This window comes from Myxococcus sp. AB025B (assembly GCF_006518215.1).
GTDB classification, from domain to species: domain Bacteria; phylum Myxococcota; class Myxococcia; order Myxococcales; family Myxococcaceae; genus Myxococcus; species Myxococcus fulvus.
In genome coordinates this window covers 1-26,116 of record NZ_SRLW01000053.1, presented here as the reverse complement: position 1 = coordinate 26,116, position 26,116 = coordinate 1, and the positions used below count along the sequence as shown (strand labels likewise).

Below are 26,116 nucleotides of genomic sequence, written 5' to 3'. Positions count from 1 at the left end.
GTACCCCAGCCTTGCGGTAGCGTGTGCGGGTGAGGCTTTCGCGCGCGCATCCTGTCCTCCTGGTGGGCCTGCTCCTTCTGAGCACGGGCCCCGCGTGGGGTCAGCACGTCTCCGAGGACGAGCCCGCGAAGCGCCCCGCGCCCGAGCTGACGCCCCCGCCGCTCGTCCCCGTGTCCCCTGGCGACAGGACCGACTCGGACGAGGAGGACGACGACGAGGGCTCGAGCGGACAGACGCAGGACACGCCCCCGGACGACGCGGGGACGCAGGTGGCGGAGGAAGCCCGACCCAGCCGCAAGGCGGCCGTGGAGGACCCGGTCCCGCGCATCGCGGTGGAGTTCGTGGGAGGCACCGCGGGTGGCATCGCGGGCGGCGCGGTGGGGCTCGTGGTCGGCTACCTGCTGGGCGCACCCACGGTGGGCTGTGACGAGTGCAATGTCGTCTCGCTGGTGGGCGGGCTCACCGGCGTTGTCATCGGCGTGCCCGCGGGGACGTGGGCGGGCGGACGGCTGATGGACGGCAAGGGCACCATCCTCGCCACTGTCGGCGGGAGCCTCGTGGGCTGGGGCGGCGCGCTGCTGGGCTCGCTCGTGCTCGGGGCCGACGACGACAAGGCCGTCTCCGCCCTGCTGCTCTTCCTGCCCGTCATCGGCGCCACCACGGGCTACGAGCTGTCGCACCAGTCGCACTCGGCCGTGAAGCCCGTGGCACCCACGCGCGCGGACACCGGCGTGCGGCTGATGCCCGTGGCCGGGATGACCGAGCACGGCCCGCGCTTCGGTCTCATCGGGCGTTTCTAGCTCCCCTGCCGGAAGTAGCGAGTCGACTCCTCGCGCACGCGGCCCTCGGCCACCAGCTTCTCCAGCGTGGCCAGCGCGCTGCGCTCCGCCACCGGGTGCATCACCGGCGGCGTATCCGCGTACGCGCGCTCCACCACCTCGGCCAGCGAGACACCGTCCGTGGGCACCGCCTCGAAGATGAGCGCCTCACGCTGCGCGCGGTGGTTCAGGTACTCCTGGAGCTTCGCGGGACCATCCGGCAGCGGCTGCCCATGCGCCGGGTACAACGTCGTGACGGGCCAGTCGCGAAGCCGGGCGAGCTGCGCCAGGTAGTCGCGCATGTTGCCCTCGGGCGGGTCGATGACGATGGAGCCCACGCCGGCCACCATGTCCCCCACCACCGCCGAGCGACTGCGCTCGTCCACCAGACACAGATGTCCCCGCGCATGCCCCGGCGTGTGCAACACGCGCCAGCGCTGCGGCACGTCCCCGGCCAGCTCCAGCACCTCGCCATCCTCCAGCAGCCGCTCGACGGGGAAGTCGAGCCACTCCGCCGTCTTCGCATGACACCAGAGCGGAATCCCCAGTCGCTCCTTCACCGCGCGCGCCCCTCCCACGTGGTCGCCGTGGTGATGCGTCAGCACCACCGCCACCGGCTTGCACCCCTCCGCCTTCAGGCTCGACACCAGCGACAAGAGCTTCGCGTACTGCTTCACGTCCCCGGAGCCCGGGTCCACCAGCAACAGCTCGCCGTTGCCCAGCACGTACGCGTTCGTGTGCGTCGCCGGAGGCAGCGTGGCCGTCTCCAGCGCCACCACGCGCACACCCTTCTGGAACTCGATGCGCTGCGAGATGTACCCAGGGCAGTACGGCGGCGTCAGCAGCCGCGCCCGCGCATCCGCCTCGTCCTTGAACGTGCCCAGCACCTGGAGCGCATGCACCGCCGGAGGATGCAACAGCGCCGTGCCGTCATTCCACCGAGCCAACGCCGCCTCTGGCGCAATCCACGCCCCCTCCGACAGCTCGCCCGGCCACAGCTCCGCGCGCGCCCTGGGCGGCAGCTCCACCAGATAGAAGTGCGTGTCGAAGCGCACCGGCACCGACGGCGGCGTGATCCACCGCCCCGCGCCCCGGAAGTCGTCCGCGCGCAGCGCCAGTCCCTCCGCGTGCAACAGCTCCCCCCACCCGAGCTTCCCCGCGAGCAACGCCTTGCGCAGGGCGTCCAGCTTCTCCTGCGAGAGCGCCTCGGCGCCCTCGGCCACCAGCACGCCCGCCTCCTCGAACAGCTCGCGCGCCGCCGCCGAGCGCAGCGCGGCCTCCTCGCCCGTGACACCCCGCACCGGCACCTGCGCGTCCGCCGCGTCCAGCTTCCCACCCGGGAACGCATAGAAGCCGCCGGCGAAGGCCAGCGCCTTGCCGCGCTTCACCCAGTACACCTCCACGCCCGCGCCCACGCGGCGGTACAACAACGCCACGGCCGAGCCCCTGGGCTCACTGGGGACATGCTGCAGGTCCAGGCCGAGGCCCAGACCGGGGAGTCGCTCGCTCATGTTCGCACCGTCTGGCCCAACAGCTGGCCCATCAGCTCGTGCGCCGCAGCCGACTGGTCCGGCCTCACATACAGCCGGGTGAGGCGCACCGCGCCACTGTAGCGCTGATACAGCGGCGTGTAGCGCGCCACCTCCGTCAGCCGACCCGTGGAGGCGTCGACGATGAAGAGGCTCGGCCCCGTGCTCGAGGGCCCCGAGGCGTACTTGCTGAGCACATTCACCGACTCGACGACGTAGTGCTCGAAGCCCGACGAGACGAGTGCGCTCCTCAGCACGTCCAGGTCATACCCGGCGTCGCGCTCGGTGAACTGCGCCAGCAGCTTGAAGCCCTGCCGCGTGATGATGCGCTGGGCCCACCGGTTGCGCGAGCGGCGCAGCGTGTACCAGAGCGCCGAGTCGTCACAGAGCAGGAACGCCTCCGGGTCCGAGGGAATCTCGAACTCGCCCGGCGACTCCTCGTAGTAGCGCCGCAGCATGTAGTCGAAGCTCACCGACGTGTGGTGCAGATAGACCGACACGAACATGTGGTAGCGGCTGAGCAGGAAGTCCTCGAAGGCGAACGCCGCCGCCCGGCTCAACGCCAGATAGGCCCGCCCGTCCTTCACCGCCGGATTGAGGTTGTTGATGATCCAATCCATGTCGTACCGGCCGTAGTTCACCCCCGTGTAGAAGGAGTCACGCAGCAGGTAGTCCATGCGGTCCGCGTCCAGCTCGCCGGAGACGATGGCGCGCAAGAGCGGCGCCCAGTCCACACCCTGCCAGGTGAAGCCCGGGTCCTTGGGCGGGCGCGCGCCCGTGATCAGCGCCACCGCCGCCATGGGGGTGATGCCCAGCCGCCCGAACTCGCGCTCGAGGATGGGCGTCAGCGAGCTGTCGAGCAGGATTTTGGCCGTGTAGTCCTCGTGGGTGGCCTGCTCGCCCTCGGCCGCCGAGTCCAGCCAGCCGGGCAGCCGCAGGAGCGAGCGCTTCGGAGCGATGCGCTCGGAGGCATGCGACAGCGGCATGTGCCCCAGGTCATGACACAGCACGGCCAGACGCACCGCGGTGCAGAAGCGCTCGCGCACATCCTCGGGCAGCGTGGACCGCGAGGCCACCGCGGCGAACACCCGCGCGGCCACGTGCATGGCGCCCAACGAATGGATGTGACGGGTGTGCGTGGCCCCGGGGAAGGCCAGGTCGCCGAAGCCGAGCTGCCGCACATAGCGAAGCCGCTGGTAGTGCCGGCTGTCGATGACCGCCTTCTCGGCGTCGCTCACCGGGATGGTGCCGTGGATGGGGTCGCGGATGCGCATGATGCCCTTTCCATACTCCTGGATACCCCCACCGGAGGTATTCCACCGTACTTCAAGCCCTGGCGGGAGGTAGCCCAGGAGGTAACCAACCGTCACCTGCGGACTGGGCGAGGACCGAGGGACGTGCTAACCCTCGGCCACCTCCGAATGCACATCATTCTGCTGCACAACCGCGACCACGAGCTCCTCCAGGATGACCCGGGCCGGGAAGCCCGCGAGGACGTGGTGCGGGTCGCCGCGGCGCTCGCCGAGGCCCTCACGAAGGGCGACACCCTCGCCGAGCCGCTCGCCATCGAGGGCGACCGGCTGGACTTCGTGGACACGCTGCGGCGGCGTCAGCCGGACCTGGTCATCAACCTCTGCGAGTCGCTCGCCGCCGACAGCCGCGGGGAGATGGCCGTCCCGTGCCTGCTGGACGCGCTGGGCCTGGCCTATACGGGCTCGTCCGCCCTCTCGCTGGGCCTCGCGCTGCACAAGCCCAAGGCGAAGGAGCTGCTCTATGCGCGCGGCGTGTCCACCCCGGGCTTCCGGGTGGTGGAGCGGCTGGAGGACGCGCTGGCGGTGGACCTGCCCTGGCCCCTCATCGTGAAGCCCGCGCGCGAGGACGCCAGCATGGGCATCAGCGGGGACTCGGTGGTGCACGAGCGGGCGGCGCTGGTGCGCGCCTGTGAGCAGGTGCTGCGCGAGTTCCATCAGCCCGCGCTGGTGGAGCAGTTCATCGCCGGCCGCGAAATCTACGTGCCGCTGCTCGGCAACCAGCCGCGCCGCGCGCTGCCGTTGACGGAAATCCACTTCGGTCGGACCTTCGAGGACCGGCCGAACATCGTGTCGTACAGCGCCAAGTGGGAGGCGGGCTCCGAGGAGTATCGGGATACGCCCGCCGGGCCGTGCCAGGTGGATGCGGCGCTGGAAGCTCGTTGTGTGCAGGTCGCGCTGGAAGCCTTCGCAGCACTCGATTGTCAGGACTATGGCCGGGTCGATCTCCGGGTGTCTCCGGAGGGCGTGCCCTACGTCATCGATATCAACCCCAACTGCGACCTCCATCCGGGAGCCGGGTTCGCCAGGGCCGCGGCCGCCGCGGGCCTGGACTACGCCGCGCTGGCCACCCGGCTGGTGGAGGTCGCTACCGAAAGAGCCCATGGACATCCGTCCCATCGAAGAAAAGGACCGGGAGCCCCTCGCCGCGCTGATTCGAAAGATCGAAACCTTCTCGCCGCAGGAGGTTGAGGTCGCCATCGAGCTGGTGGGCGAGGCCCTGAAGTCGGGCAACACGGACTACGCCATCATCGTCGCGGACCGGGCCGGTCAGCTGGTGGGCTATGTCTGTTACGGCCCCACGCCGATGACGGAGGACACGTACGACCTGTACTGGATTGCGTCCGCCACGGAGGTGCGTGGCCAGGGCGTGGGCGCGGCGCTGGTGTCCGGAATGGAGGGCGACCTTCGCCGTCGCAACGGCCGGCTCATCCGCGTGGAGACGAGCGCCACGGAGGCCTACGGCCCCACGCGCGGCTTCTATGCGTCCATGAAGTACGGCGAGGAGGCGCGCATCCGCGACTTCTACAAGGTGGGCGACGACCTCATCATCCTCACCAAGCGGCTGTAGTCCACCGCACGGGGTGTGGGGCGGGTGAAGACTTTGCCCGCCTCCCCCGTTAGAAGGGGCGTGATGACCCGCACGCTCCGACCGATGTCCCTGGCCCTCGTGGCCCTGTGCGCCCTCTTGACGGGCGCGCCCTCCGCGAAGGCCGCCGCGCCCGCCAAGGCCGCGGCGCCCGCGAAGTCCGCCTCCCTCCCCGCCGACGCGTCCGACGTGCTGAAGGCGCCGCGCCCCCAGGGCGGCGAGTTCTTCGGCCTGTACCTCATGGACAAGAAGGTGGGCTGGCTGTTCACGGACCTGGTGCTGGTGCCCGGGGCGGTGCCCCAGGTGAAGAGCGTCAACCAGCTGGTGTTCAAGGCGCTGGTCGGCACGCGCCTGTCGGAGCGCAACCACCGCGAGGAGCGCGTCTACGAGGCGAAGGCCGGCGGACGGCTCCTGTCCTTCACGGTGACGCAGCGCGGGGATGGTGGCGACCAGACGCTGGAGGGCACGACGACGCCCGACGGGAAGCTGCGCGTGGTGCGCAAGCGCGTGGGCTACGCGGACGAGGTGCTGCCGCTGTTGCCCGCGCCGAAGGAGCACGTGGAGGACGCGGACCAGGCGCGCGTGGCGCTCTTTCGCAAGGCGAAGGTGGAGGGCTTCTCGCTCGACGGGATGGACCTGGAGACCTACGGCCTGTCGACGACGGTGGAGGCCCCGGAGCAGCGCACGCTCAACGGGGTGAAGGTGAAGCTGGGCAAGGCCAGCAGCCTGTCGCAGAAGGAGAAGGTGCCGGTGGACTCCTACGTGACGCAGCGTGGGGAGATGGTGCTGGTGGACTTCGGCAAGACGATGCAGGCGCGCAAGGAGACGGAGGCGGTCGCCAAGCGGATGGACCTGGTGGAGGTGTTCGGCCTCACGCGCGTGGTGCTGCCCAAGCCGCTGCCCGAGGCGGCGCGCGCGGTGCCCGGCAACGTGAAGCTGGTGGTGCAGGGGCTGCCGGAGAAGTTCCGCGTGGAGACGTACCGGCAGAAGTTCACGGCCCGGCCGGATGGCGGCGTGGACGTGACGCTCCTGGCCGCGGCGCCCGCGACGGCGAACCGCAAGCCCCGGCCGCTGACGGACCCGGACGGCGGGGAGAACCTCAAGTCCACGCTCATGGTGGAGAGCGACGCGCCGGCCATCCGCGAGCAGTCCAAGAAAATCATCGGGGACGAGAAGGACGCGTACCGCGCCGCACAGAAGGTGAACACGTGGGTGGCCACACACCTGGAGAAGGACTACGGCGCCAGCGCGGACCGGGCCACGGATGTGCTGCGCCAGAAGCGCGGTGACTGCACGGAGCACTCGCTGCTGAGCGTGGCGCTGCTGCGCGCGGCGGGAATCCCGGCGCGGCGCGTGGACGGTGTCATCTACATGGTGAACCAGGACGGCGTGCCCGCGCTGTACTGGCACGAGTGGGTGGAGGCGTTCGTGGGGGAGTGGACCCAGATGGACCCCACGTTCAACCAGCCCGTCGCGGACGCCACGCACTTCGCGTTCGGCTACGAGGGCAACGCCGAAATCACGCCCCTCATCGGCACGCTGAAGGTCGTCGAGGTGAAGTAACGCGGCGAACCTCCGGGGGACGTGCTCACGCCCCCCGGTGCGCCAGCGCCAGTCGCTCGACGAGCTCCTTCGCGTCCGTGCGAGGCACCTCGCACGCGAAGCCCCGGCACAGGTACGCGGCGCCCTTGCCGCCCACCGGCTCGCGCCCCTCGAACAGCTCCTTCAGGAGCGCGGGCGCGGGCCTCCCCTCCTCCTTCCAGCCGAACGCGAACGTGGGCGCGTAGACGCGGTTCGCCGCGCTCAACAGCGGCGCCACCGCCTCGCGCGAGCCGCTGAACGTCACCCCCGCCGCGCCCTCCAGCAGCGCGTCCGCCGCGAGCCCCAGGTAACCGTAGCCCATCGCGTTGGCCACCAGCCCCTCGCGCATCTTCCCCACGTACTTCATCGGCAGCTCCAGGTGGTGCTCGTGGCCCGTGAGCGCCGCGAGCGCCACCTGCGCCTCCGTCAGCGTGGAGGCCCCCGAGGGGAACGCGTTGTCAAACAGGCCATACGTCGCCACCACCAAGTCCTTCTGACCGCGCGGCGCCGTGAAGTACGCCCGCTTCTCCTCATCCCAGAACAGCTCCACCGCGCGCTTCACCAGCGCCTCGGCCGCCTCCAGGTACTTCACGTCGAACGTGGCCTGGTACAGCGCCGTCAGCCCCGAGGCGAGGTTCCCGTAGTCCTCCAGGAACCCGTCGATGCGCGCCTGCCCCTCCTGGTACGAGCGCGAAAGCCGCGTCCCATCCCACAGCTTCGCCAGCACGAAGTCCGCCGCCGCCACCGCGAGCCGCGCCCAGTCCGGCCGCTCGAAGACCCGCGAGGCCAGCGCCAGCCCGCGAATCATCAACCCGTTCCACCCCGCGAGAATCTTGTCGTCCCGCCCTGGCTTCACCCGCTGCTCGCGCGCCTCGAACAACACGCGCCGCGCCTCGACGAGCTCGCGCTCCACCTCCGCTACCGGAAGCCCCCGCTCCCGCGCCAGCGTGTCGGCGGGCACCACCACCTCCAGCACCGTGGCCCCGTGCTCGAAGTTCCCCTGCGGCGTGACGTGGAAGTGCCGCATCACCAGCTCCGCGCGCTCGGGCGACAACAACCCGTGGAGCTCGTCCGGACGCCACACGAAGAACTTCCCCTCCTCGCCCTCGCTGTCCGCGTCCTGCGCCGCAAAGAAGCCGCCGCCCGCGTCCGTCATCTCGCGGCGCACGTACTCCACCGTCTCCTCCACCACCTTGCGCCACAGCGGACGCGACTCCACCTGCTCGGCCTCCGCGTACAGGTGCACGAGCTGCGCGTTGTCGTAGAGCATCTTCTCGAAGTGCGGCACCAACCAGCGCGCATCCACCGAGTAGCGATGGAAGCCTCCGCCCAGCTGGTCGTAGATGCCCCCCAGCGCCATGCGCTCCAGCGTGAGCAGCACCGCGTCCTTGAGCGGCGCGCCACCGCCCCGCCGCCACGCGCGCAAGAGCAGCGAGAAGTTCATCGGGTTGGGGAACTTGGGCGCGCCACCGAAGCCGCCGTGCACCGGGTCCACCTGCTGGACCATGCGCTTGCCCATCGTCACCACGTCCTCCGCGGACAGCACGCCGGGCGCCGCGTCCAGCCCATACGCGGCCAATTCCCCCAGGCCTTCGGCGAACTGCTCGGACTGCCGCAGCACCTCCTCGCGCTTGTTCGCCCACGCGTCCCGCAGCGCCATCAACAGCCGGGGGAAGCCCGGCCGGCCATAGCGGTCCTCCGGCGGGAAGTACGTGCCGCCGAAGAAGGGCTTCAGGTCCGGCGTGAGGAACACCGTCAGCGGCCACCCGCCGCCCTGCCCCATCAGCTGCACCACGCCCTGGTAGATCTGGTCCAGGTCCGGCCGCTCCTCGCGGTCGACCTTGATGTTGATGAAGCCCTCGTTCATCAGCCGCGCGGTGTCGGGCGACTCGAAGGACTCGTGGGCCATCACGTGACACCAATGGCACGCGGAGTAGCCCACCGAGAGCAGGATGGGCTTGTCCTCGGCGCGCGCGCGAGCGAGCGCCTCATCGCCCCAGGCGAACCAGTCCACCGGATTGTCGGCGTGCTGGCGCAGGTACGGCGAGGGCTCCTGGGCCAGACGGTGGGTGGAGCCGGACGACGGAGGGTGGGTGGCCATGGGGTCTCCGGGCGGGAACTGCCGGACCCAGGGCATATGGAGCCCCGCCATCCGGAGCAAGTCCCAACGGCGCGACCCTCCACTGTCGAACGCGAGCAGGGTACGCTGTCGACAAGACGTGAGCATGGCTTCCCTCGCCCCCGCCCCGCCCAACCCCGTCGGCCTCGGACTGAAGACGTGCATCGCCCTGGTGGGCGTGGCGCTCATCGTGAGGCTCCTGCTGGCGTTCGGCACCGACGTCTACTTCGACACCGCCTACTACTGGCAATGGTCGCGGCGGCTCGACTGGGGCTACTACGACCACCCTCCGCTCGTCGCGTGGCTCATCGCGCTGCTCGGCATCCACGCCACCGCGCTCGTGTGCGGCGCGGGCACCATCGCCGCGGTGTGGGGCCTGGCGCGCGACGTGTACCAGAGCCGTCAGGCCGCCTGGAGCGCCGCGGCCCTGTGGAGCGTGGTGCCCGGCGGCATGGTGGCCGGCGTCTGGGCCACGCCGGACTCGCCGCTGCTCCTGTTCTGGACGCTGGCCCTGTGGGCCCTGTGGCGCGAGCGCTGGGTGTGGGCCGGCGTCGCGTCGGGGCTCGCGCTGCTCGCCAAGTTCCCGGCGGTGCTCCTGGGCGTGGCCTTCCTCGTCACCGCGATGAAGGTGCGCCGCCTGCCCAAGGGCGCGTGGGGCACAGGCGCGCTCGCGGCGCTGTGCCTCCTCCCGGTGCTGCTGTGGAACGCGCGCCATGACTGGGTGGGCATCGCGTTCCAGTTGCGTCACGGCCTCGAGGGCAAGGGCGGCTGGGGCACGCTCGGCGAGTTCATCGCGGGGCAGCTCGCCTTCGGGGGACTGGTGATTCTCCCGCTCGCGTTCGTCTATGCGTTCAAGGGCCCGCGCGAGCAGTTCCTCCTGCGCATGGCCGCGCTCGTGCCGCTGCTGTTCTTCGGCTACGCGGCGTCGCGCGCGCGCGGCGAGGTCAACTGGACCACCATGGCCTATGTCAGCGTCTGCGTGGGCGTCGCGGGCATGCGCAGGCCCTGGCAAATCGCGGCGGCCTCCTCGGGGCTCGCGGTGGTGCTCGCGGTGACGCTGCACCTGTTCTTCCCGGTGCTGAACTTCAAGCGCGATACAGCCCTGTGGCGCACCCACGGCTGGGACGTGCTCCGCCAGCTGTCCACGCCCGAGAAGCTCTTCCCGGGGATGAAGCCAGACAGCGTCGTCGCGGTGTTCGCCGGCAACTACCAGCTGGCGTCACAAATCGCACACTACGCCCGCGTCCCCGTGGGCACCGCAGGCCCCGTCCGCTTCAGCCAATATGACGTCTGGGGAGAACCCCCCATCCCGCCTGGGAAAGATGTGCTCTGGGTGGAAGAGGATGGCCCGTTCGCCCCCGCCGCCCTCACGGACCGCTTCGAAATCATGGACGAGCACGTCGAGCTGGTTGGAACTTTCCAGGGACGTCGTCTGCATTTCTTCCGGGTGTGGTGGGTCCGCAATGCCAGACCCTGACGTGCCCGGGAGGGCATGACAACTTTCAAAGCCTCTCACCGACAACAAGGGAAACCGTTTTTGCCCATTAAACAGAGGTCCCCCATGTCGACTGTCTCCTCTGCGGGTTCGCGTCGAGTCTCCACCTCCGCCACCGCGGCCGCCGCCACGCCCCCCACCGTGAAGAAGGGCTCGAAGGGCCCGACGGTGACGACGCTGCAGAAGAAGCTGGCCGCCGCGGGCTTCAACCCCGGTCCCGTGGACGGCATCTTCGGGCCGAAGACGCAGGCGGCGGTGTTGTCCTTCCAGAAGGCGAAGGGCCTGGTGCAGGACGGAATCGTGGGCCCGAAGACGTGGGGCGCGCTGAACAAGACGGGCGGAGCCAGGCCGCCCGCGCAGCAGCCGGGCACGAAGGGCAGCGCGGAGACCTTCGTGCAGAAGGCGCTCGCGCAGCGCGGGGACCGCTACGTCTTCGGCGCGGAGACGAAGATGAGCGACAAGAACCCGTCGAAGTGGGACTGCTCGGAGCTGGTCGAGTGGGCGGCCCACCAGGCGGGCGTCAAGGTGCCCGACGGCACGATGAACCAGCTGCCGTACTTCAAGCAGAAGGGCACCACCATCTCCGTGGACGAGGCCCTGCGCACGCGCGGCGCGCTCCTGTACCGCCCCGGCCACGTGGCCATCAGCCTGGGCGACGGGCGCACCATCGAGGCGCGCGGCTCCGCGTACGGGGTGAACATCTTCAGCGCCCACAACCGCGGCTGGACGGCCGGTGCGCTCATCCCGGGCCTCAAGTACGGGTGAGCCGCTGACGCCCCACAGGGTGTAGAGTCCGGACGTGGCGGCGCGGGTGACGCGTCGCTCGCGCTCCCCATGGACTTCACCCTCTTCGTCGTCGGGCTCATCAAGGTGGTGCTGGGCGGCCTCGTGGCCGCGCTGGGCATCTGGCTGGCGTTGCGCGGGCTCAGCCGCATCCTCGGCTCGCGGCCGGAGGAGGAGCTGCGCCAGGGCAACGTGGCGGCGGGCCTGGTGCACGCCTCCAGCCTGGTGTCGCTGGGGCTCTTGGTGCAGCACGCGGTGCAGGCCACGTCGGACGCGGTGGACCTGGCCGTGCGCGCCCCGCACTTCCAGGGGTCGATGGTGCCCGGGCTCATCGCCGTGGCGGCGCTGCACGTGGGCCTGTCGCTCATCGTCGGCGTCACCGTGCTCGCGCTGGGCATCCTCCTGTTCGACCGGATGACGCCGGGCATCGACGAGCTGGCCGAGGTGCGCAAGGGCAACGTCGCCGCGGGGCTCATCCTCTCCGCCATCCTCCTGGTGCTCGCGCTCTTGACGGCGCCCGGGCTCCAGGCGGCCCTCAACGGCCTCATTCCCTTCCCCCAGCTCCCCGAGGGGACGCTGGTGGCGCCGGCCTGACACGGGAGGCAACGGGCGAGGCCATGTCCACGAGCGCCGGACTCAAGACGGCCCTGAAGCTGCTGCTCGCCGGGTTCACGCTGACCAGCGTGCTGTGCTGCCTGGGCGTGGGCATGGTGGGGCACCTGGTGGACACGAAGGCGCCGCCCGTGGAGCCGGGCCTGCCCCCGAGCGCGGACGTGGTGGACCTGGGCCTGGTGCTCATCCCCGCCGACACGTCGCCCTCGCGCGCGCTCACGTACGACTGGAACACGGAGGGGCTGCGGCCGCCGGGCAGCCGGCTGGGGTACGGCCTGGGTGAGCTCTTGGACGCGTGGCTGGAGGACCAGCACAAGGTGCTCGGGCGCAGGCTGCGCTACCGCTCGCTGGGCCAAGAGCGCTTCACCTACCAGCCCCCGAGCGGCTGCTCCGCGGACATGCGCTGCATCTACGAGGAGCTGATGCGCGGCAACGCGGGGCCCGTGGAGGCGCTGGGCGAGCGCTTCATCGTCGCCATCCGCGAGCGCGGGCTGGACTCGCAGCAGGCCGCGCGGCTCATCCTCGGCTTCGTGCAGCGCATCCAGTACGAGGTGCCCACCGATGAGCCCTTCGGCATCATCCCCCCGGCGCTGGTGCCGGCGAGGAACCGGGGGGACTGCGACTCCAAGGCGCTGCTCGCGGTGATGCTCCTGCGGCAGGTGGGAATCGAGGCGGTGATGCTCTACTCGGACCCGCTGGCCCACGCGGCGGTGGGCGTGGGCCTGCCGGGCACGGGCACCCGCCTGCGCCACGGCGGGCGCAGCTACCAGTACGCCGAGGTCACCGCCGAGGGCTGGCCGCCGGGCATGATTCCGCCCAAGTACGACAAGCCCCGGCTGTGGCGCGTGATGCCGCTGGACGCCGCCACCTCCGGCTAGCGCGGCTCCGGCGTGGACCGCGCGAGCACGGCCTGCAGGTAGCGCTCGTAGGCCTCCTTCATCGGCAGCTCCGAGTCCACGCCCAGCCGGCGGCGCGTCGTCTGGTGCAGCGAGCCGTCGCGCGGGTCCACGCCCTCCTTCACGTAGCGCTCCCAGAAGATGGCGGAGCCCCGGCGCTGCCACAGGGGCAGCTCGTTGAAGTGGATGCCGCGCTGGAACAGCAGCTCGTTCTTGAAGGCCACCGGCTTGCCGTCCAGCTCGCGCGTGGCCTGCGCCGCGCTCAAGCCCTCCTTGCGCAAGGTCCAGTAGCACCAGCCCTGCAACGAGCACCGGCTGCCGTCCGCCTGTCGCCACGTGAAGTAGTCCAGCACCGCCCGCTCGTCCGCGCCCAGCCACACGCGCCCGTCGAACACCGCCGGCACGCCCGCCGCGTGCGTGAAGGTGGCGCTGGCGAGGCCCGCCGACAGCGACACCAGCTTCTCCACCTCGCGGTCGAAGAGCGACGCGTCCGGCCGCAGCAGCACGGAGATTTCGTCGCTCTGCGTGTACGCGTACACGCCCTGGAGCTCCTCCAGCAGCGTGCTCGCGGTGCGGACCATCCACCGGTGGAAGAGCGGGTCGAAGGGCTTCTCGAAGCGCTCCTGCGTGAAGCGCGAGAAGCCCCGCCCGTCCACGCGCAGCACCGCCCAGGCTCCCGGCAGGAGGCGCAGCGCGTGGAACCACTCCCCCTGTCGCATCCGTCCGGCCAGCTCGTCAGCGTCCATCATCCGTGTCCTCCTTCCAGTCCTCGACGACGAAGCCGCCCTCGGCGGCCCAGCGCACGTGGTACAGCGAATCGAAGCCCTCTTCGCGGCGCGGCCGGCACAGCCGCTTCACCGTGGCGTACAGCGCCACCTCCGGCACCCGCGCCCGCCCCTCGCGCCGGGCGTTCCGGGCGAGGCAGTCCTCCAGGCGCGACTCGAAATAGAAGCCCACCACCCGCGCGCCCAGCTCGTGCCCCAGGGCGATGAGCGGAGCGCGCTGCTCACAGTCGGGGTGCGTGTTGTCCACCACCACTGAGCGCCCGGCCACCAGCGCCTCGGTGACGAGCCGACGCTGACGCGCCTCCTTGCGACGCGCGTGCGGCCACAGGTCCTTGCTCACCAGCACGTGCGTGTCCGCGAAGCGCTCGCGGAAGAAGCGGCTCTTGCCGGAGGCCTGCAACCCGATGAAGAGGATGAGTTCCATGACGGAAGCCCTCCGGACGCGGCGCCGACAGACCGGCTGACGCTCGCCCCCGGGCCACTGCGCGCGAGACACGCACGCGCCACTCATCACGTCGCGCGAGCGTGCCGCCTCGCGTCTACCCGGATTCGCTCGCGATGTACGCCGCCGCACAGCTCGCGCGCCTTTCGCGGCGAATGTGTTGATTCAACTCGCTTTGCTCGATTAACAATTAAGTCTCGAATTACTGTTTTTTAAGAGATGTCGTAATCCGCCGCCCGGACTGGAGTCCGGAAGCGGCGGCCGCAGCACGAAGCGCAACCCGAGCAGGAGACACCCATGAAGACCTCACTCTCGTCGTATGCGTTACGTTGGCGTCGGCTCTCCGTCATGGCCCTGGGCCTGGGGATGGTGGCCCCCGTTCCGGTCCTCGCGGCCTCGAAGTCCCCCTCGCGCGTCGAGCGCGCGTCGATGCTCCCCGCGCGGGTGGTGGACGCGGCGGCGGTGGGCTCGGCGAAGCCGGCCACGGGCCTGGTGGCGACGGCGGGCGGACGTCACGCGCTCGTCACGGGCGCGGGCCGCGTGCTGCACCGCACGGACAACACCATCCAGTCACTGAGGACGCTGGCCGTCCCCAAGACGACGCTGCAGCTGCACGTCTGGGAGGAGACGGGCGCGGACGGCAAGCGCCAGGACTTCTTCGCCTACAGCCGCGGCGGCACGGAGCTGCTCGGGCGCGCGCAGCCCACCTCGTACCAGGTGCGACTGGCGCACGTGAGCTTCGACCCGGTGCGCCAGGGCGCGCCGCTGGTGGCCGACACGCTGGCCGCGGACACGGGGAACACGCTCTCGCTGGTGCAGCTGCAGGCCACGCCGCTGCCGGAGCTGCGCGAGGCGCTGGAGCGCGAGGGCAAGGTGCTGCGCTTCCTCACGGACCACACGTACCTGGTGGAGCTGGACGCGGACGCGCGCAAGCGCGTGGCGGAGCTGCCCTTCGTGCGCTGGGTGGGGCCGTACCATCCCGAGTACCGCGTGGAGGACGTGCTGCGCGAGTCGCTGACGGGGCGCGCGGCGAAGCTGGAGCCGCAGCGCTACTCCATCATGGTGGGCGAGCGCGGCAGTGCGCGTCAGGACGAGGTCGCCGAGGCGGTGCGCAAGCTGGGCGGCACGGTGGAGCTGGTGGAGGCCGGCGGGCTGCGCGTGGAGGCCACGCTCACGCAGGACCAGCTGGAGCGGCTCGCGCGCTCCAACGCCGTCCAGTACATCGACCGGTGGGGCGGCCCCGGTGAAGTGGACATGAACAACGTGCGCGAGGTCGGCGGCGCCAACTACATCCAGACGGCCGAGGGCTTCACGGGCCAGGGCGTGCGCGGCGAAATCTTCGACACCGAGCTGCGCACGACGCACCAGGAGTGGGCGACGCCGCCGCTCATCCACAGCACGTCCAGCGCGGGCAGCGCGCACGGGACAAGCTGCTACAGCATCAACTTCGCCAGGGGCGTGGACGCCACCGCGAAGGGGCTCCTGCCGGACGGCCAGGGCATCTTCTTCCTCTACAGCCAGTCCAGTCAGTTCGGCGGCCCCAAGTCGCGCTACGACATCAACCGCGAGCTGACGGACCCGGCCGGCCCCTACCGCGCCGTGTTCCAGACCTCCAGCGTGGGCAGCACGCTGGGCACCGCGTACACCACCATCTCCGCCGAGGTGGACGACTACCTGTTCAAGCACCCCATCCTGAGCACCCAGTCGCAGAGCAACTCCGGCACGCGCAACTCGCGGCCCCAGGCGTGGGCGAAGAACATCGTGTCGGTGGGCGGCTTCTACCACTACGACAACGCCAACCGCGACGATGACCGCTGGAACGGCGGCGCGAGCATCGGCCCCGCGGCCGACGGGCGCATCAAGCCGGACCTGTCGTTCTTCTACGATGCGGTCCGCTCGGCCAACAACTCGAGCAACACGTCGTACTACAACTTCAGCGGCACCAGCGCGGCCACGCCGCAGACGGCGGGGCACTTCGGCCTGCTGTTCCAGATGTGGCACGAGGGTGTGTGGGCGGGCTTCGGCGGCGGCGCGGACGTGTTCGCCAGCCGCCCGCAGATGGCCACCGCGAAGGCGCTGATGATCAACCTGGCGCACCGCTACAACTGGAACGTCACGGGCAACAACGCGGACCTGACGCGCGTGCGCCAGGGCTGGGGGACCGCGGACCTCAAGCGGCTGCATGACCGCTCGGGCTCCACCAGCATCATCAACGAGACGGACAACCTGCTGCCCCTGGGCGTCAACGAGTACAAGGTCAGCGTGACGGGCACGGAGAAGGAGCTCAACGTCACCCTCGTCTACACGGACCCGGCCGGCACGGTGGGCGCGGCCCAGGCGCGCATCAATGACCTGTCGCTGCGCGTGACGTCGCCCTCGGGCGTCGTCTACTGGGGCAACAACGGCCTGTCCGCGGGCAACGTCTCCACGTCGGGCGGCGTGTCCAACAAGGTCGACACCGTCGAGAACGTCTTCCTCGTCTCGCCCGAGGCGGGCAGCTGGAAGGTGGAGGTGCTGGGCGACGAAATCGTCCAGGACGCCGACCTCTCCACGCGCGTCATCGACGCGAAGTACGCGCTGGTGGTGAGCGGCGGCCTCATCGTCCCGTAACACCTTCGCGCCGGGGCCGGGAAGCGGGCCTCGGCGCGCGTGCCCGAACACATCGTCCGTGAGCGCATGGCTCACGCGACACCACCGGGGTCGGCCCATCGGCCCCGGTGGTGCATCGAGGTCGGGCCCCGAGCCCTCCTCCCGCTCCGCCCTCCGGGCGACACGGGCGCACCCAAGACACTGGCCGCCCGACTCGCCCGCGTGGCATGACTCGGCGCCATGGCCCGTGACGTCTCCTTCTTCGACCAGCTCGGCTCGCTCCTCGCCAAGGAGCGCGAGGCCGAGAAAGCCCGCCTGGCCACCCTCGCCCAGGGCCTGTCCCTCCACGAGCGCGAGGAGCAGGGCCTGTCCGTCCTCGACCTGGAGACGGTGGAGGAGGCGGTCGGCCTGGGAGGCCGCGTCCTGTTGACGCTCGCCCGCGCCGACCGCGCGCGCCTGCCCGCCCGGCTCCACAACGGAGACCTGGTCGCCGTGCTCCCCCGCCGCGCCGAGGTGAGCGAGCCCGCGCGCGCCCTCGTCTCCCGCGCCAGCGCCACGCGCCTGCAGCTCGCCTTCGACCGCTCTCCGCCGCCCTACGTCCACGAGGGCCTCCTGCGCCTGGACGTCGTCCCCAACGACATCACCTACGAGCGCATGCGCGCGGGCCTGCAGCGCGTGAAGGCCATGGACAAGGGCCTGGAGCGCCGCAAGCGCGAGGTCCTGCTGGGCAACGAGCCCCCGCGCTCCGACACCCCCAGGGACCTCGAGCCGAGCCGCCCCCTCAACCCCGAGCAGCTCGACGCCGTGAAGCGCGCGCTCGCCGCCGAGGACTTCTTCCTGGTCCACGGCCCCCCGGGCACCGGCAAGTCCACCGTGCTCGCGGAGGTCGCCGCCCAGGCCGTGGCCAAAGGCCAGCGGCTCTTGTGCACCGCCGCCAGCAACGCCGCCGTGGACCACCTGTTGGACCTGTGCCTCGCCAAGGGCCTGCGCGCCATCCGCGTGGGCCACCCCGCCCGCGTCGCGGCCCGACTCCAGGAGCACACCCTGGACATCGTCGTGGAGGAGCACCCCGACCGCGTCATCTCCCGAGACCTCTTCGACGAGGCGTTCTCCCTGCTCGGCTACGCCCGGCGCCAGCGCACCCAGGGCCGCAGCCGCGAGCGCTTCTCCAACGCCCGCGCCTCCACCACGGAGGCCAAGGCCATGCTCGACGAGGCCCGCGCGCTGGAGAAGAAGGCCGTGCGCTCCGTGCTCGCCAACGCGGACGTCGTCTGCGTCACGCTCGCGAGCCTGGAGTCCAGCGTGCTCGCCGGCGAGAAGTTCGACCTGGCCCTGCTCGACGAGGCCACCCAGGCCACCGAGCCGCTCGCCCTCCTGGGCTTCCTGCGCGCCCCCATCGTCATCCTCGCCGGAGACCCGCAGCAGCTGCCGCCCACCGTGCTCTCACAAGAAGCCGCGCGCGCGGGCCTGGCGGTGAGCCTCTTCGAGCGCCTGCTCGAGGACCATGGCGACGGCGTCAAGCGCATGCTGCGCGAGCAGTACCGGATGAACGCGCGCATCATGGACTTCCCCTCGCGCGAGATGTACGCGGGCCAGCTGCGCGCGCACCCCTCCGTCGCGGACCACACGCTCCAGGACGTGCTGCCCCCGGGCACCGAGGTCGACGCCCCGCCCGTCCTCTTCCTCGACACCGCCGGCAAGGGCTTCGACGAAGAGGTCGAGCCCACCACCCACAGCCTCTTCAACACCGGCGAGGCGGACCTCATCGAGGCCCGGGTGCGCGCGCTGCTCGGCCACGGCCTGGACCCGCGCGAGCTCGCCGTGATTACGCCCTACAGCGCCCAGGCCCACCGCCTGCGCGAGCGGCTGGAGCCCTTCGCCCCCGACGTGGAGGTCGACACCGTGGACGCCTTCCAGGGCCGCGAGAAGGACGCCATCCTCGTCTCCCTCACCCGCTCCAACAGCGAGGGCCAGGTGGGCTTCCTCAACGATTTGCGCCGCATGAACGTCGCCCTCACCCGCGCCCGCCGCCACCTCTTCGTCGTCGGCGACTCCGCCACCCTCAGCGGCCACCCCTTCTACGCCCGCTTCATCGAAGGGACTCAAACGAGCGCCGGCTACCGCTCCGCCTGGGAGTGGCCCGACGCCCCCTGAGCGCAATGCCTCACATCGGCAGGTCCACGCCGACCCAGCCCTGGGGTACTACGCAAGGACTGTCGGGGTCAGCCTCCAAAAATTGTCGCAACGGCGAACCAAATTTGTCACCTCCACCCACCTGTGCGGGGGAGCGCACCCGGATATCAGGTATTTGGCTCAAGCCCTGTTGTCGGGCATGAGACATGCTTACCGCCGTGGCGGGGAGGAACCGCCACATGTCTCAACGTCCGAACGTGACGAAGGAAAACGACGTCTGGGTTCTCCGTATCGAAAAGGAGAACGGCAAGGTGCAGGAGTACCGGTGCGCCACCGAGAACCAGGCCCGGCAGCTGGCCATGGTGATGTCCAAGCCGGACACGGGTGGGCCACCGCGTCCGCCGTCGCCGGTCCGCTAGGCCGGCCATGAGATAAGGCACGGGTCAGGAGCCGCCCGTGTCCCTCTCTCTCGAATCCCGCTTCGTCGACGCCCAGGGCCTGCGACTGCACGTGCGCGTGCGTCCAGGCGCCCCCACCCGGCCCGCCGTCCTGTTCCTCCACGGCTGGCTGGACCACTCCCACAGCTTCGACGCCGTGCTCGAGCACGTGCCCGCCGACTGGCGCGTGGCGCTGCTCGACTTCCGCGGCATGGGCCAGAGCGCCCACGCCCCGCCCGAGGCGAACTACCAGGCGGGAGACCACCTGCTGGACGTGGAGGCCGCGCTGGACGGGCTGGGCTTCGAGCAGGCCCACCTGGTGGGCCACTCGCTCGGCGGCATCATCGCGCTGACGTACGCCGCGGTGCGGCCCGAGCGCGTGCTGGACGTGGCGCTCATCGAGAGCCTGGGCCCCACCGGCGGCCCGCCCGAATACGCGGTGGAGCGGCTGCGCGCCTTCATGAACGACGCGCGCCGGCCGCCGAACTCCAAGCCCTATCCGGACGTGGAGGCCGCCGCCGCGCGCCTGAGGGAGAACAACCCCACCCTGCCCCCGGCCGCCGCCTTGCACCTGGCCCGGCACGGCACCCGGCCCCATGAGAAAGGAGGCGTGGTCTTCACGTTTGATCCACGACACCGCCGCAGGTTCGCGCACGGACACGACGAGGCGCAGTGGCTGGCGCTGCAGGCCGCGGTGACGTGCCCGGTGCTCCTCATCCGGGGCCAGGACGGGCTGTGGCCGGACGCGGCGAAGCTGGACCGGCGGCTTGAGGCGCTGCGTACACTTTCGGGCCCTCCGCTCGTGCTCCCGGGTGGGCATCACGTCCACATGGAGCGTGCCCAGGATGTCGCCCGCGCGCTCGCGGACTTCATCCGCTGAAGGGCGTCACCCGGTCAGAACGCCCGGAAAACTCTTTCCCAGGCGTGGGCAAATCGGTTCCACCCCAGGCTCCTTACCGCCACTGCGCATCCCAACCCCTTGAATTCAGGACAGCGTCCTCGTCCTTTCGGTTGGTATGCGATTTGGATTACCGCGCCTCGGCGGATCACGCACCGGACCCATCCGGGGGCGTGTGGGGAGAAGGGTGAGGGAGCGGACAATGGGGATGGGGTTGAGGGGGCGAGTCCTCGCGTTGGCGGTGCTCGTCACCACCACGATGGCGTGTCACGAGGGGAATGAAACCCGCTCGGTGCAGGCCACCGCGGTGGTGGACATGGACGTGCTCGACTTCGGCGAGGTGCCGGTGGGCGAGTGGCGGGAGCGCGAAGTGCGCATCCGCAATGTCGGCTATGTGCCCTTCTTCGCCATCGAGGCACTGGCCATCATCGGCAACCCCTCATACGAGGTGGAGCTGACGGACGGTGGCGGCCGGGTGATGCCCGGTGAGTCGCACCTGGTGAAGGTGCGCTTCCATCCGCTGGCCGAGGGCGTGACGGAGGAGACGGTGTTCGTCTCCACGGACGCCAACCAGGGCGCGCAGGCGCAGGTGCGCGTCACCGGCCTGGGCACGCCGACGCAGATTGGCCTGTTTCCGCCGGTGCTCGACTACGAGACGCTGGAGGTGGACAGCGAGCGCAAGCTGACGGTCACCATCAACAACCCGGTGGACCTGCCGCTGACGCTCGCGGTGCGCGGCGACTGGCCGGACCCCTTCACGCCCGACACGATTACCATCCCGCCCAACTCCACCGTGGAGGTGGGCACGCAGTACCTGCCGCGCGCGCTGGGCGCCATGGACGCCCAGCTGGAGGTCCGCTCGTGCGAGGCGTGCACGCCGTCGGTGGTGGAGCTCAAGGGCAACTCGGTGGCGAGCGCCTTCGTCTTCGACCCGGCGCCCGTGCCGTTCGACTTGATTCCGGTGCACGAGCGCACCAAGTCCTTCACCCGCGCGCGCAACATCACCTGGCGGCCGGTGACGATTTCGCAGCTCATCACCAGCGACCACGCCTTCGTGCCGCTCTCCAAGCCGGAGGGCACCACGGTGGCGCCGGGCGAGGTGGTGGAATTGCCCATGGAGTTCGCGGCGCGCTTCTCCGGCCCCAACGTGGGGGACCTCAAGGTGCAGTACGCGTCCGACAAGCCGCGCCAGTCGGAGGTCATCCTGGACGCGCGAGGCGGCCGGCCCACGCTGGCGGTGACGCCCGTGGCGCTGGACTTCGGCGAGCTGCCGGTGGGCGGCAAGGTGGAGCAGGTCATCCGCATCACCAACGCGGGCACCAACGGCTCGCTGCGCTTCATGGGCGTGGCGTCCGACGGCGACAGCAACCAGTTCAACGTGGACGTGCCCACGCGCGGCACGCAGCGGCTGCCGTGGGCGTCGGGCGCGTGGCCCACGCTGGAGTCGGGCGGGCTGGAGATTGCCCCGGGCAACGACGCCCTGGAGCTGAAGGTCTACTTCGAGCCGACGGTGGAGGGCAGCTTCCGGGCCCGGCTGCGCGTGCGCTCGGATGACCTGTTCAACGCGGAGCGCGAAATCATCCTCACCGGTCGCTCGCGCACCAGCGGCCCGTGCGTGTACGAGCTGTCGCCGCAGCCGATGATGGACTTCGGCAACGTGGTGCCGGGCCGCGGCGCGGTGCTGGGCTTCCGCTTCAAGAACCCCGGCCGGGCCGAGTGCGCGGTGAAGGACGTGCACCTGTCCAACGACGCGGGCGGCGCGTTCTTCATGCCGGGCGGCCGGCTGACGGGCGGCGTGGTGCTCTACGACACGGCCTTCAGCGCCATGGTGGCCTTCCGGCCGCGGACGGAGGGCGAGTACTCGGGTGAGCTCAAGCTCACGGTGAACAACCCCGCGGCGCCCACGGTGACGCTGCCGCTCAAGGGTGTGTCGCGCCAGAGCTGCCTGGTGGCCACGCCGTCCTACGTGGACTTCGGCCCCATCCGCTACGACTGCGCCGCGGCGCCTCGCAAGACGTACATCTCCAACCGGTGCAGCGAGCCGCTCACGGTGACGGGCACGGACATCGGCCAGGGGACGAGCACGCAGTTCTCGCTGCTGACGCCCATCACCCAGCCACGCACGCTGCAGGCGGGTGAGGGCTTCGAGCTGGAGGTGGACTACTCGCGCACCGTGCTGGGCCAGCACTACTCGCCCCTGTACCTGCGCACGGCGACGGACCCGACGCCCTTCATGGTGCCGCTGCTCGGCGAGACGAACCACGAGGGCATCCAGGTGGACCGCTACACGCAGGGCACCGACAGCCAGCTGGACGTGCTCTTCGTGGTCTCCAACACGACGACGATGGACCCGTACCAGGAGCGCCTGAAGGCGGCGATTCCGGGCTGGCTGGACTACGCGCGGCAGCAGAACGTGGACGTGCGCATGGGCGTCACCAGCACGGGCCTGGTGCAGCGCGGGCCGCAGTGCGGCGGCGGGGCCAACGGCGGCGAGGCCGGGCGCCTGTTCCCGGTGGACGGCAACCGGGCGCGCGTGCTGTCCAGCGCCAGCCCCAACGCGGCGGCGGGCCTGCAGGCGAACATCGACGTGGGCCTGTGCCACAACCTGGTGCAGGGCCTGGAGACGATGCGGCAGGCCCTGTCAGCGCCCCTGTCCGAGCAGACGGATGACCCGCGCACCGCGCAGCCCAACGACGGCAACTGGGGCTTCACGCGGCCGGCGGCGCGCATGGCGGTGGTGGTGCTGGCGGACGAGGACGACAACTCGGGCTTCGCGCCGGACAGCTACATCCAGTTCCTCCAGACGCTGAAGGGCACGGGCATGTCGCACCGCAGCCAGCTCTACGCGCTGGTGCCCACCGACAACCGCTGCACCACGGCGGGCAGTGACGCGGACCGCTTCGTGGAGGTGGCGCGCGGCACGGGTGGCCGGGCGGAGTCCATCTGCGAGGGCAACTACCGGCCGCTGCTCGACTCGGTCATCCAGCGCGCTGGTGATTTGCAGGCGGACTTCCCGCTGACGACCACGCCCACGGGCCAGGCGGAGATGTCCGTGTACGTGCAGGGCCAGCAGGTGCCGGAGAGCCAGTGGGCGTACGACGGGGCGACCAACTCCATCGTCTTCGGCGGCGCGGCGGTGCCTCGTCCCGGGCAGGCGGTGGAGGTGCGCTACCGCAGCGTGTGCAAGGCGCCGCCCACCTCGAGCCCCTGAGTGCGGGGGGCCCCACGTCCTCCGAGAGGTGGGGCCTTTCGCGTGGCGGGGAAATGACGCGCCGCGGGCTTCCTCAGTTGGCCCCGGCGCGGCTATCGTGGCGTCGACGTGGAGACATTCGGCCGCTACGAGCTGCTCCGGAAGATCGCCATCGGCGGCATGGGCGCCGTCTATCTGGCCCGGCAGAAGGGGCCGGTGGGCTTCCAGAAGCTGCTGGTGGTGAAGCGGCTGCTGCCCCACCTGTCCGAGGACGATGAGTTCATCGAGATGTTCCTGGACGAGGGGCGCATCGCCGCGCACCTGAACCACCCGAACATCGCGCAGATCTACGACCTGGGCGATGTGGACGGGCAGTACTTCATCGCCATGGAGTACGTGCACGGCGAGGCGGTGGGGCCGCTGGGACTCAGGGCACAGCAGCGCAAGCTGACGATTCCCCTGGGGCTCAAGTGCCGCATCATCGCGGACGCGGCGGCGGGGCTGGATGCGGCGCACAACGCGCGCAGCCCGTCGGGGCGCAAGCTGGCGTTGATCCACCGGGACGTGTCGCCGCAGAACGTGCTCGTCGGCTACAACGGCGGCGTCAAGCTCATCGACTTCGGGGTGGCGAAGGCGTCGGGGAAGTTCTCCCAGACGGTGGTGGGCACCATCAAGGGCAAGCACGCGTACATGTCCCCGGAGCAGGCGCGGGGCGAGCCGTTGGACCACCGCTCCGACATCTTCGGACTGGGGACGGTGTTCTACGAGCTGCTGACGCACCAGCGGCTGTTCAAGCGTGACACGGAGATCGCCACGCTCAAGGCGGTGGTGGGGACCAAGATTGTCCCGCCGTCCGAGGTGATGCCGGACATCCCCAAGGCGCTGGACGCCATCGTGCTCAAGGCGCTGGCGCGCAAGCGCGAGGAGCGCTTCGCCTCGGCGGGCGAGGTGCAGCTCGCGCTGGATGAGTTCCTGGTGCAGCAGAAGCTGCACGCGACGCCCGCGCACCTCGCGGCGTTCATGCAGGACGCGTATTCGGAGGAGCTGGAGGAGGAGCGGCTCGCGGCCGAGCCCACCGTCATCCACTACGACCCGAGGCTCGCGGCCCGTCAGCAGGCCGCCGCGGCGGCAGCGGCCGCAGGTGACACGGCGGGCTCCGGGCAGCGGCCCACGGCGCGTCCGACGCCCGCGGGGACGCCGGCGCGCAAGCCAGGAGGCTCCTCGGCCTCGGCGCCAGCGATGGTGAAGGACCCGGGCGGCGTGTCCGCGTCGTCCACGTCGCCCATGGCGCCCGCCCGGCGCGCGCCCACGGGGTCCTCCGCGGCTGCGGCGCCGGTGGCCGGACGAAGCGGGACAAGTGGTGGCTCGGCGGCGCCCGGACGAAGCGGTGGCTCGACCTCGTCCGCCGCGCCGATGCCCGCCAAGGGTGGCACGGGCTCCAGCAAGGCGCCCTCACCGCCTCCGGGCAGGACAGCGGGCTCGGCGCCCAAGCGCGTGCCCACGCGGACTCCCGAGCCGCCCGAGGAACCCGAGGAGCCGTAGCCCCGGCACCCTCGCGTTCGGCTCGACCTCAGTCGACATAGAACCCGGCATCGCTCCAATACACTTCATCCAGGTCGGCATCCCGAGGCATCCACGTCTTCAGCGGCCCGCCCACGAGCCGCTCGACCTCGGCCTCGGTCATCCCCCGGCGAATCCGCCAGAACTTGAAGGCCGAATAGCCGGGCGCGAAGACGGTGTCCTCCCTGAAGGCGAGCGAGGCCAGCTCCCCCAGGTATCCGTCGAGTGGACGGAACACGTAGAGACACAGCAACGCACTGGCCACGACCGCGAGGACGCGGGCCCACCTCGAGGTGCTCGAAGTCCGAGGTGCTGGTGTTTGCATCACATCCCCCGCCCCGCGTCGGAACGACCTCCCACGCCCCCCGGGACACGGCGACCTCGTGTCCCGGAGGCGCGGTGACTCACTTGCTGCGGCCGTCGTACTGGAACGTCTTCACCGTGTTCAGGTCGACGCCGTCCAGGCAGCGCACGTTGATGGCCGCCATCTCGGAGCCGTCCGGGCCCTTGCCGCGCGCGAAGGAGCGCACGCCGCACTTCGAGCAGAACAGGTGGTGGATGATGTTCTGGTTGAACTGGTAGTCCGTCAGGACGCCCTCGCCCGAGCGCAGCGTGAACTGCGACACCGGCGTGAAGCTCAGCATCGTCCCCGTCTTCTGACAGATGGAACAGTTGCACTGGATGGCCGGCTGGGACAGGTCCAGCTTCACCTCGTAGCGCACCTGCCCGCAGTGACAGCCACCCTCGTAGCTCTTGAGCTCGCTCATGCGCGACATCCTGCATGCGCTCGCACGGACGTCCACGCGAAAACGCGCGCCGCGGCGCGGCATGCGGCCCACCCCACGCCAGGCGCTACAGGCTCGCGAGCGCCACGCGGTACAGTGCGCGGTAGCCCATGCGCGGCGCGGCCTCGAAGCGCTCCGCGTTGAAGATGTCCTTGAGCAGCGCCACGCCCTCCGGCGAGGACTGCAGCCCCTGCAGCGTCGTCTCCAGCGCCGTCACCAGCTGCGGCTGCAGCCCCATGGCCACCGGCACGCCGTCGTTGGGCGCCTCGTCCGTGTACGCGATGAGCTCGAAGCGGCGCCCCGCGCCCGCCCCCAGCACATCCTCCACGCCCGTCGTGTACGTCAGCCCCGTGGAGGCCGGCGGACAGAACACGCTCGTCACGTCCGCCTTGCCGTCCAGCACCGACTCCAGCGCGCCCCGGTACGAGCCCGTGAAGTGCTGCGCGAAGAAGGCCCGCGCCGGCTCCAGGCCCTGCGCCTTCAGGTACGCGGTGGGGAGCAGGAACCCCGCCACCGAATCCCGGTCCACCCACGCCGCCGTGGCGCCCTTGAGCCGGTCCACCGAC

General features: G+C 70.7%; 22 protein-coding genes. 14 read left to right on the top strand and 8 right to left on the bottom strand.

All coding sequences use genetic code 11. The annotated features are described in order from the left end of the window. Positions 1 to 29 precede the first annotated feature (29 nt). Complete coding sequence (locus tag FL311_RS11500; protein WP_228556819.1) at positions 30 to 800, top strand: GlsB/YeaQ/YmgE family stress response membrane protein; 771 nt, start codon at positions 30 to 32, stop codon at positions 798 to 800. Here FL311_RS11500 and FL311_RS11495 read toward each other — a convergent pair. Both FL311_RS11495 and FL311_RS11490 read right to left on the bottom strand, forming a co-directional pair. Further along, on the bottom strand, positions 797 to 2,329 hold the full coding sequence (locus tag FL311_RS11495; RefSeq protein ID WP_141325082.1) for an MBL fold metallo-hydrolase: 1,533 nt from the start codon (positions 2,327 to 2,329) through the stop codon (positions 797 to 799). The genes FL311_RS11500 and FL311_RS11495 overlap by 4 nt on opposite strands. Beyond that, positions 2,326 to 3,621 (bottom strand): HD domain-containing protein, encoded by a 1,296-nt coding sequence (locus FL311_RS11490; protein WP_141325081.1) that lies wholly within the window; start codon positions 3,619 to 3,621, stop codon positions 2,326 to 2,328. Before FL311_RS11490 ends, FL311_RS11495 begins: the two co-directional genes overlap by 4 nt. Before the next feature lie 147 nt (positions 3,622 to 3,768). Here FL311_RS11490 and FL311_RS11485 point away from each other — a divergent pair, with 147 nt between their 5' ends. The 3 genes from FL311_RS11485 (at position 3,769) to FL311_RS11475 (ending at position 6,808) form a co-directional block, all read left to right on the top strand. Next, positions 3,769 to 4,848 carry a D-alanine--D-alanine ligase gene (locus FL311_RS11485; protein ID WP_141325080.1) on the top strand — a complete coding sequence of 360 codons (1,080 nt, stop codon included), beginning with the start codon at positions 3,769 to 3,771 and terminating at the stop codon, positions 4,846 to 4,848. Then, positions 4,760 to 5,227 carry a GNAT family N-acetyltransferase gene (locus tag FL311_RS11480; RefSeq protein WP_046718419.1) on the top strand — a complete coding sequence of 156 codons (468 nt, stop codon included), beginning with the start codon at positions 4,760 to 4,762 and terminating at the stop codon, positions 5,225 to 5,227. The genes FL311_RS11485 and FL311_RS11480 overlap by 89 nt, the downstream gene beginning before the upstream one ends. Positions 5,228 to 5,290: 63 nt before the next feature. Further along, entirely contained in the window at positions 5,291 to 6,808 is a 1,518-nt protein-coding gene (locus FL311_RS11475) for a transglutaminase family protein (protein ID WP_194869167.1), read from the top strand. A gap of 25 nt (positions 6,809 to 6,833) precedes the next feature. On the opposite strand, the gene FL311_RS11470 is transcribed toward FL311_RS11475, so the two are convergent. Next, positions 6,834 to 8,927, bottom strand: coding sequence for a thioredoxin domain-containing protein (locus tag FL311_RS11470; protein ID WP_141325078.1), 2,094 nt, complete (start codon positions 8,925 to 8,927; stop codon positions 6,834 to 6,836). A 124-nt stretch (positions 8,928 to 9,051) separates the two neighbouring features. On the opposite strand from FL311_RS11470, the gene FL311_RS11465 reads away from it, so the two are divergent. From FL311_RS11465 to FL311_RS11450, 4 genes are all read left to right on the top strand, one after another. Continuing rightward, positions 9,052 to 10,422, top strand: a complete 1,371-nt coding sequence (locus tag FL311_RS11465; protein WP_194869166.1) for a glycosyltransferase family 39 protein — start codon at positions 9,052 to 9,054, stop codon at positions 10,420 to 10,422. An 84-nt stretch (positions 10,423 to 10,506) separates the two neighbouring features. After that, positions 10,507 to 11,205 carry a peptidoglycan-binding protein gene (locus FL311_RS11460; RefSeq protein ID WP_141325077.1) on the top strand — a complete coding sequence of 233 codons (699 nt, stop codon included), beginning with the start codon at positions 10,507 to 10,509 and terminating at the stop codon, positions 11,203 to 11,205. 69 nt (positions 11,206 to 11,274) lie between these two features. Further along, a complete protein-coding gene (locus tag FL311_RS11455; protein ID WP_046715833.1) occupies positions 11,275 to 11,817 on the top strand; it encodes a DUF350 domain-containing protein in 543 nt (180 codons plus the stop codon). 23 nt (positions 11,818 to 11,840) lie between these two features. After that, positions 11,841 to 12,713, top strand: coding sequence for a transglutaminase-like domain-containing protein (locus tag FL311_RS11450; protein WP_228556818.1), 873 nt, complete (start codon positions 11,841 to 11,843; stop codon positions 12,711 to 12,713). On the opposite strand, the gene FL311_RS11445 is transcribed toward FL311_RS11450, so the two are convergent. Together FL311_RS11445 and FL311_RS11440 are read right to left on the bottom strand one after the other, a co-directional pair. Further along, positions 12,710 to 13,480 carry a tRNA(His) guanylyltransferase Thg1 family protein gene (locus FL311_RS11445; protein ID WP_305036146.1) on the bottom strand — a complete coding sequence of 257 codons (771 nt, stop codon included), beginning with the start codon at positions 13,478 to 13,480 and terminating at the stop codon, positions 12,710 to 12,712. The genes FL311_RS11450 and FL311_RS11445 overlap by 4 nt on opposite strands. Further along, positions 13,467 to 13,940, bottom strand: coding sequence for an ATP-binding protein (locus FL311_RS11440; protein WP_141325076.1), 474 nt, complete (start codon positions 13,938 to 13,940; stop codon positions 13,467 to 13,469). The genes FL311_RS11445 and FL311_RS11440 overlap by 14 nt, the downstream gene beginning before the upstream one ends. A 315-nt stretch (positions 13,941 to 14,255) precedes the next feature. Between FL311_RS11440 and FL311_RS11435 the strand changes: the two genes are divergently transcribed. From FL311_RS11435 to FL311_RS11410, 6 genes are all read left to right on the top strand, one after another. After that, entirely contained in the window at positions 14,256 to 16,568 is a 2,313-nt protein-coding gene (locus FL311_RS11435) for a S8 family serine peptidase (RefSeq protein WP_141325075.1), read from the top strand. Positions 16,569 to 16,787: 219 nt separating this feature from the next. After that, the gene (locus FL311_RS11430) at positions 16,788 to 18,701 is read left to right on the top strand and encodes an AAA domain-containing protein (protein WP_141325074.1); all 1,914 of its coding nucleotides are present in this window, start codon (positions 16,788 to 16,790) and stop codon (positions 18,699 to 18,701) included. Positions 18,702 to 18,919: 218 nt separating this feature from the next. After that, the gene (locus FL311_RS11425; RefSeq protein WP_223748455.1) at positions 18,920 to 19,099 is read left to right on the top strand and encodes a hypothetical protein; all 180 of its coding nucleotides are present in this window, start codon (positions 18,920 to 18,922) and stop codon (positions 19,097 to 19,099) included. Between the two features lie 37 nt (positions 19,100 to 19,136). Continuing rightward, positions 19,137 to 19,997 carry an alpha/beta fold hydrolase gene (locus FL311_RS11420; protein WP_141325072.1) on the top strand — a complete coding sequence of 287 codons (861 nt, stop codon included), beginning with the start codon at positions 19,137 to 19,139 and terminating at the stop codon, positions 19,995 to 19,997. 220 nt (positions 19,998 to 20,217) lie between these two features. Next, entirely contained in the window at positions 20,218 to 23,226 is a 3,009-nt protein-coding gene (locus tag FL311_RS11415; RefSeq protein WP_141325099.1) for a choice-of-anchor D domain-containing protein, read from the top strand. Positions 23,227 to 23,334: 108 nt separating this feature from the next. Beyond that, complete coding sequence (locus FL311_RS11410) at positions 23,335 to 24,747, top strand: serine/threonine-protein kinase (RefSeq protein ID WP_228556817.1); 1,413 nt, start codon at positions 23,335 to 23,337, stop codon at positions 24,745 to 24,747. 28 nt (positions 24,748 to 24,775) lie between these two features. Here FL311_RS11410 and FL311_RS11405 read toward each other — a convergent pair whose 3' ends face one another. The 3 genes from FL311_RS11405 to FL311_RS11395 all read right to left on the bottom strand — a co-directional run. Next, entirely contained in the window at positions 24,776 to 25,030 is a 255-nt protein-coding gene (locus tag FL311_RS11405) for a hypothetical protein (RefSeq protein WP_141325071.1), read from the bottom strand. A gap of 139 nt (positions 25,031 to 25,169) precedes the next feature. Continuing rightward, the gene (locus FL311_RS11400) at positions 25,170 to 25,532 is read right to left on the bottom strand and encodes a GFA family protein (RefSeq protein ID WP_141325070.1); all 363 of its coding nucleotides are present in this window, start codon (positions 25,530 to 25,532) and stop codon (positions 25,170 to 25,172) included. An 85-nt stretch (positions 25,533 to 25,617) separates the two neighbouring features. After that, positions 25,618 to 26,116: phosphate/phosphite/phosphonate ABC transporter substrate-binding protein (locus FL311_RS11395; protein WP_141325069.1), on the bottom strand; the 499-nt coding region annotated here is incomplete at its 5' end.

Coding starts and splice junctions, on each gene's coding strand:
- FL311_RS11495 (WP_141325082.1), bottom strand. CDS start 2,329: ATGAGCGAGCGACTCCCCGGTCTGGGCCTCGGCCTGGACCTGCAGCAT.
- FL311_RS11490 (WP_141325081.1), bottom strand. CDS start 3,621: ATGCGCATCCGCGACCCCATCCACGGCACCATCCCGGTGAGCGACGCC.
- FL311_RS11485 (WP_141325080.1), top strand. CDS start 3,769: ATGCACATCATTCTGCTGCACAACCGCGACCACGAGCTCCTCCAGGAT.
- FL311_RS11480 (WP_046718419.1), top strand. CDS start 4,760: ATGGACATCCGTCCCATCGAAGAAAAGGACCGGGAGCCCCTCGCCGCG.
- FL311_RS11475 (WP_194869167.1), top strand. CDS start 5,291: ATGACCCGCACGCTCCGACCGATGTCCCTGGCCCTCGTGGCCCTGTGC.
- FL311_RS11470 (WP_141325078.1), bottom strand. CDS start 8,927: ATGGCCACCCACCCTCCGTCGTCCGGCTCCACCCACCGTCTGGCCCAG.
- FL311_RS11465 (WP_194869166.1), top strand. CDS start 9,052: ATGGCTTCCCTCGCCCCCGCCCCGCCCAACCCCGTCGGCCTCGGACTG.
- FL311_RS11460 (WP_141325077.1), top strand. CDS start 10,507: ATGTCGACTGTCTCCTCTGCGGGTTCGCGTCGAGTCTCCACCTCCGCC.
- FL311_RS11455 (WP_046715833.1), top strand. CDS start 11,275: ATGGACTTCACCCTCTTCGTCGTCGGGCTCATCAAGGTGGTGCTGGGC.
- FL311_RS11450 (WP_228556818.1), top strand. CDS start 11,841: ATGTCCACGAGCGCCGGACTCAAGACGGCCCTGAAGCTGCTGCTCGCC.
- FL311_RS11445 (WP_305036146.1), bottom strand. CDS start 13,480: ATGATGGACGCTGACGAGCTGGCCGGACGGATGCGACAGGGGGAGTGG.
- FL311_RS11440 (WP_141325076.1), bottom strand. CDS start 13,940: ATGGAACTCATCCTCTTCATCGGGTTGCAGGCCTCCGGCAAGAGCCGC.
- FL311_RS11435 (WP_141325075.1), top strand. CDS start 14,256: ATGAAGACCTCACTCTCGTCGTATGCGTTACGTTGGCGTCGGCTCTCC.
- FL311_RS11430 (WP_141325074.1), top strand. CDS start 16,788: ATGGCCCGTGACGTCTCCTTCTTCGACCAGCTCGGCTCGCTCCTCGCC.
- FL311_RS11425 (WP_223748455.1), top strand. CDS start 18,920: ATGTCTCAACGTCCGAACGTGACGAAGGAAAACGACGTCTGGGTTCTC.
- FL311_RS11415 (WP_141325099.1), top strand. CDS start 20,218: ATGGGGATGGGGTTGAGGGGGCGAGTCCTCGCGTTGGCGGTGCTCGTC.
- FL311_RS11400 (WP_141325070.1), bottom strand. CDS start 25,532: ATGAGCGAGCTCAAGAGCTACGAGGGTGGCTGTCACTGCGGGCAGGTG.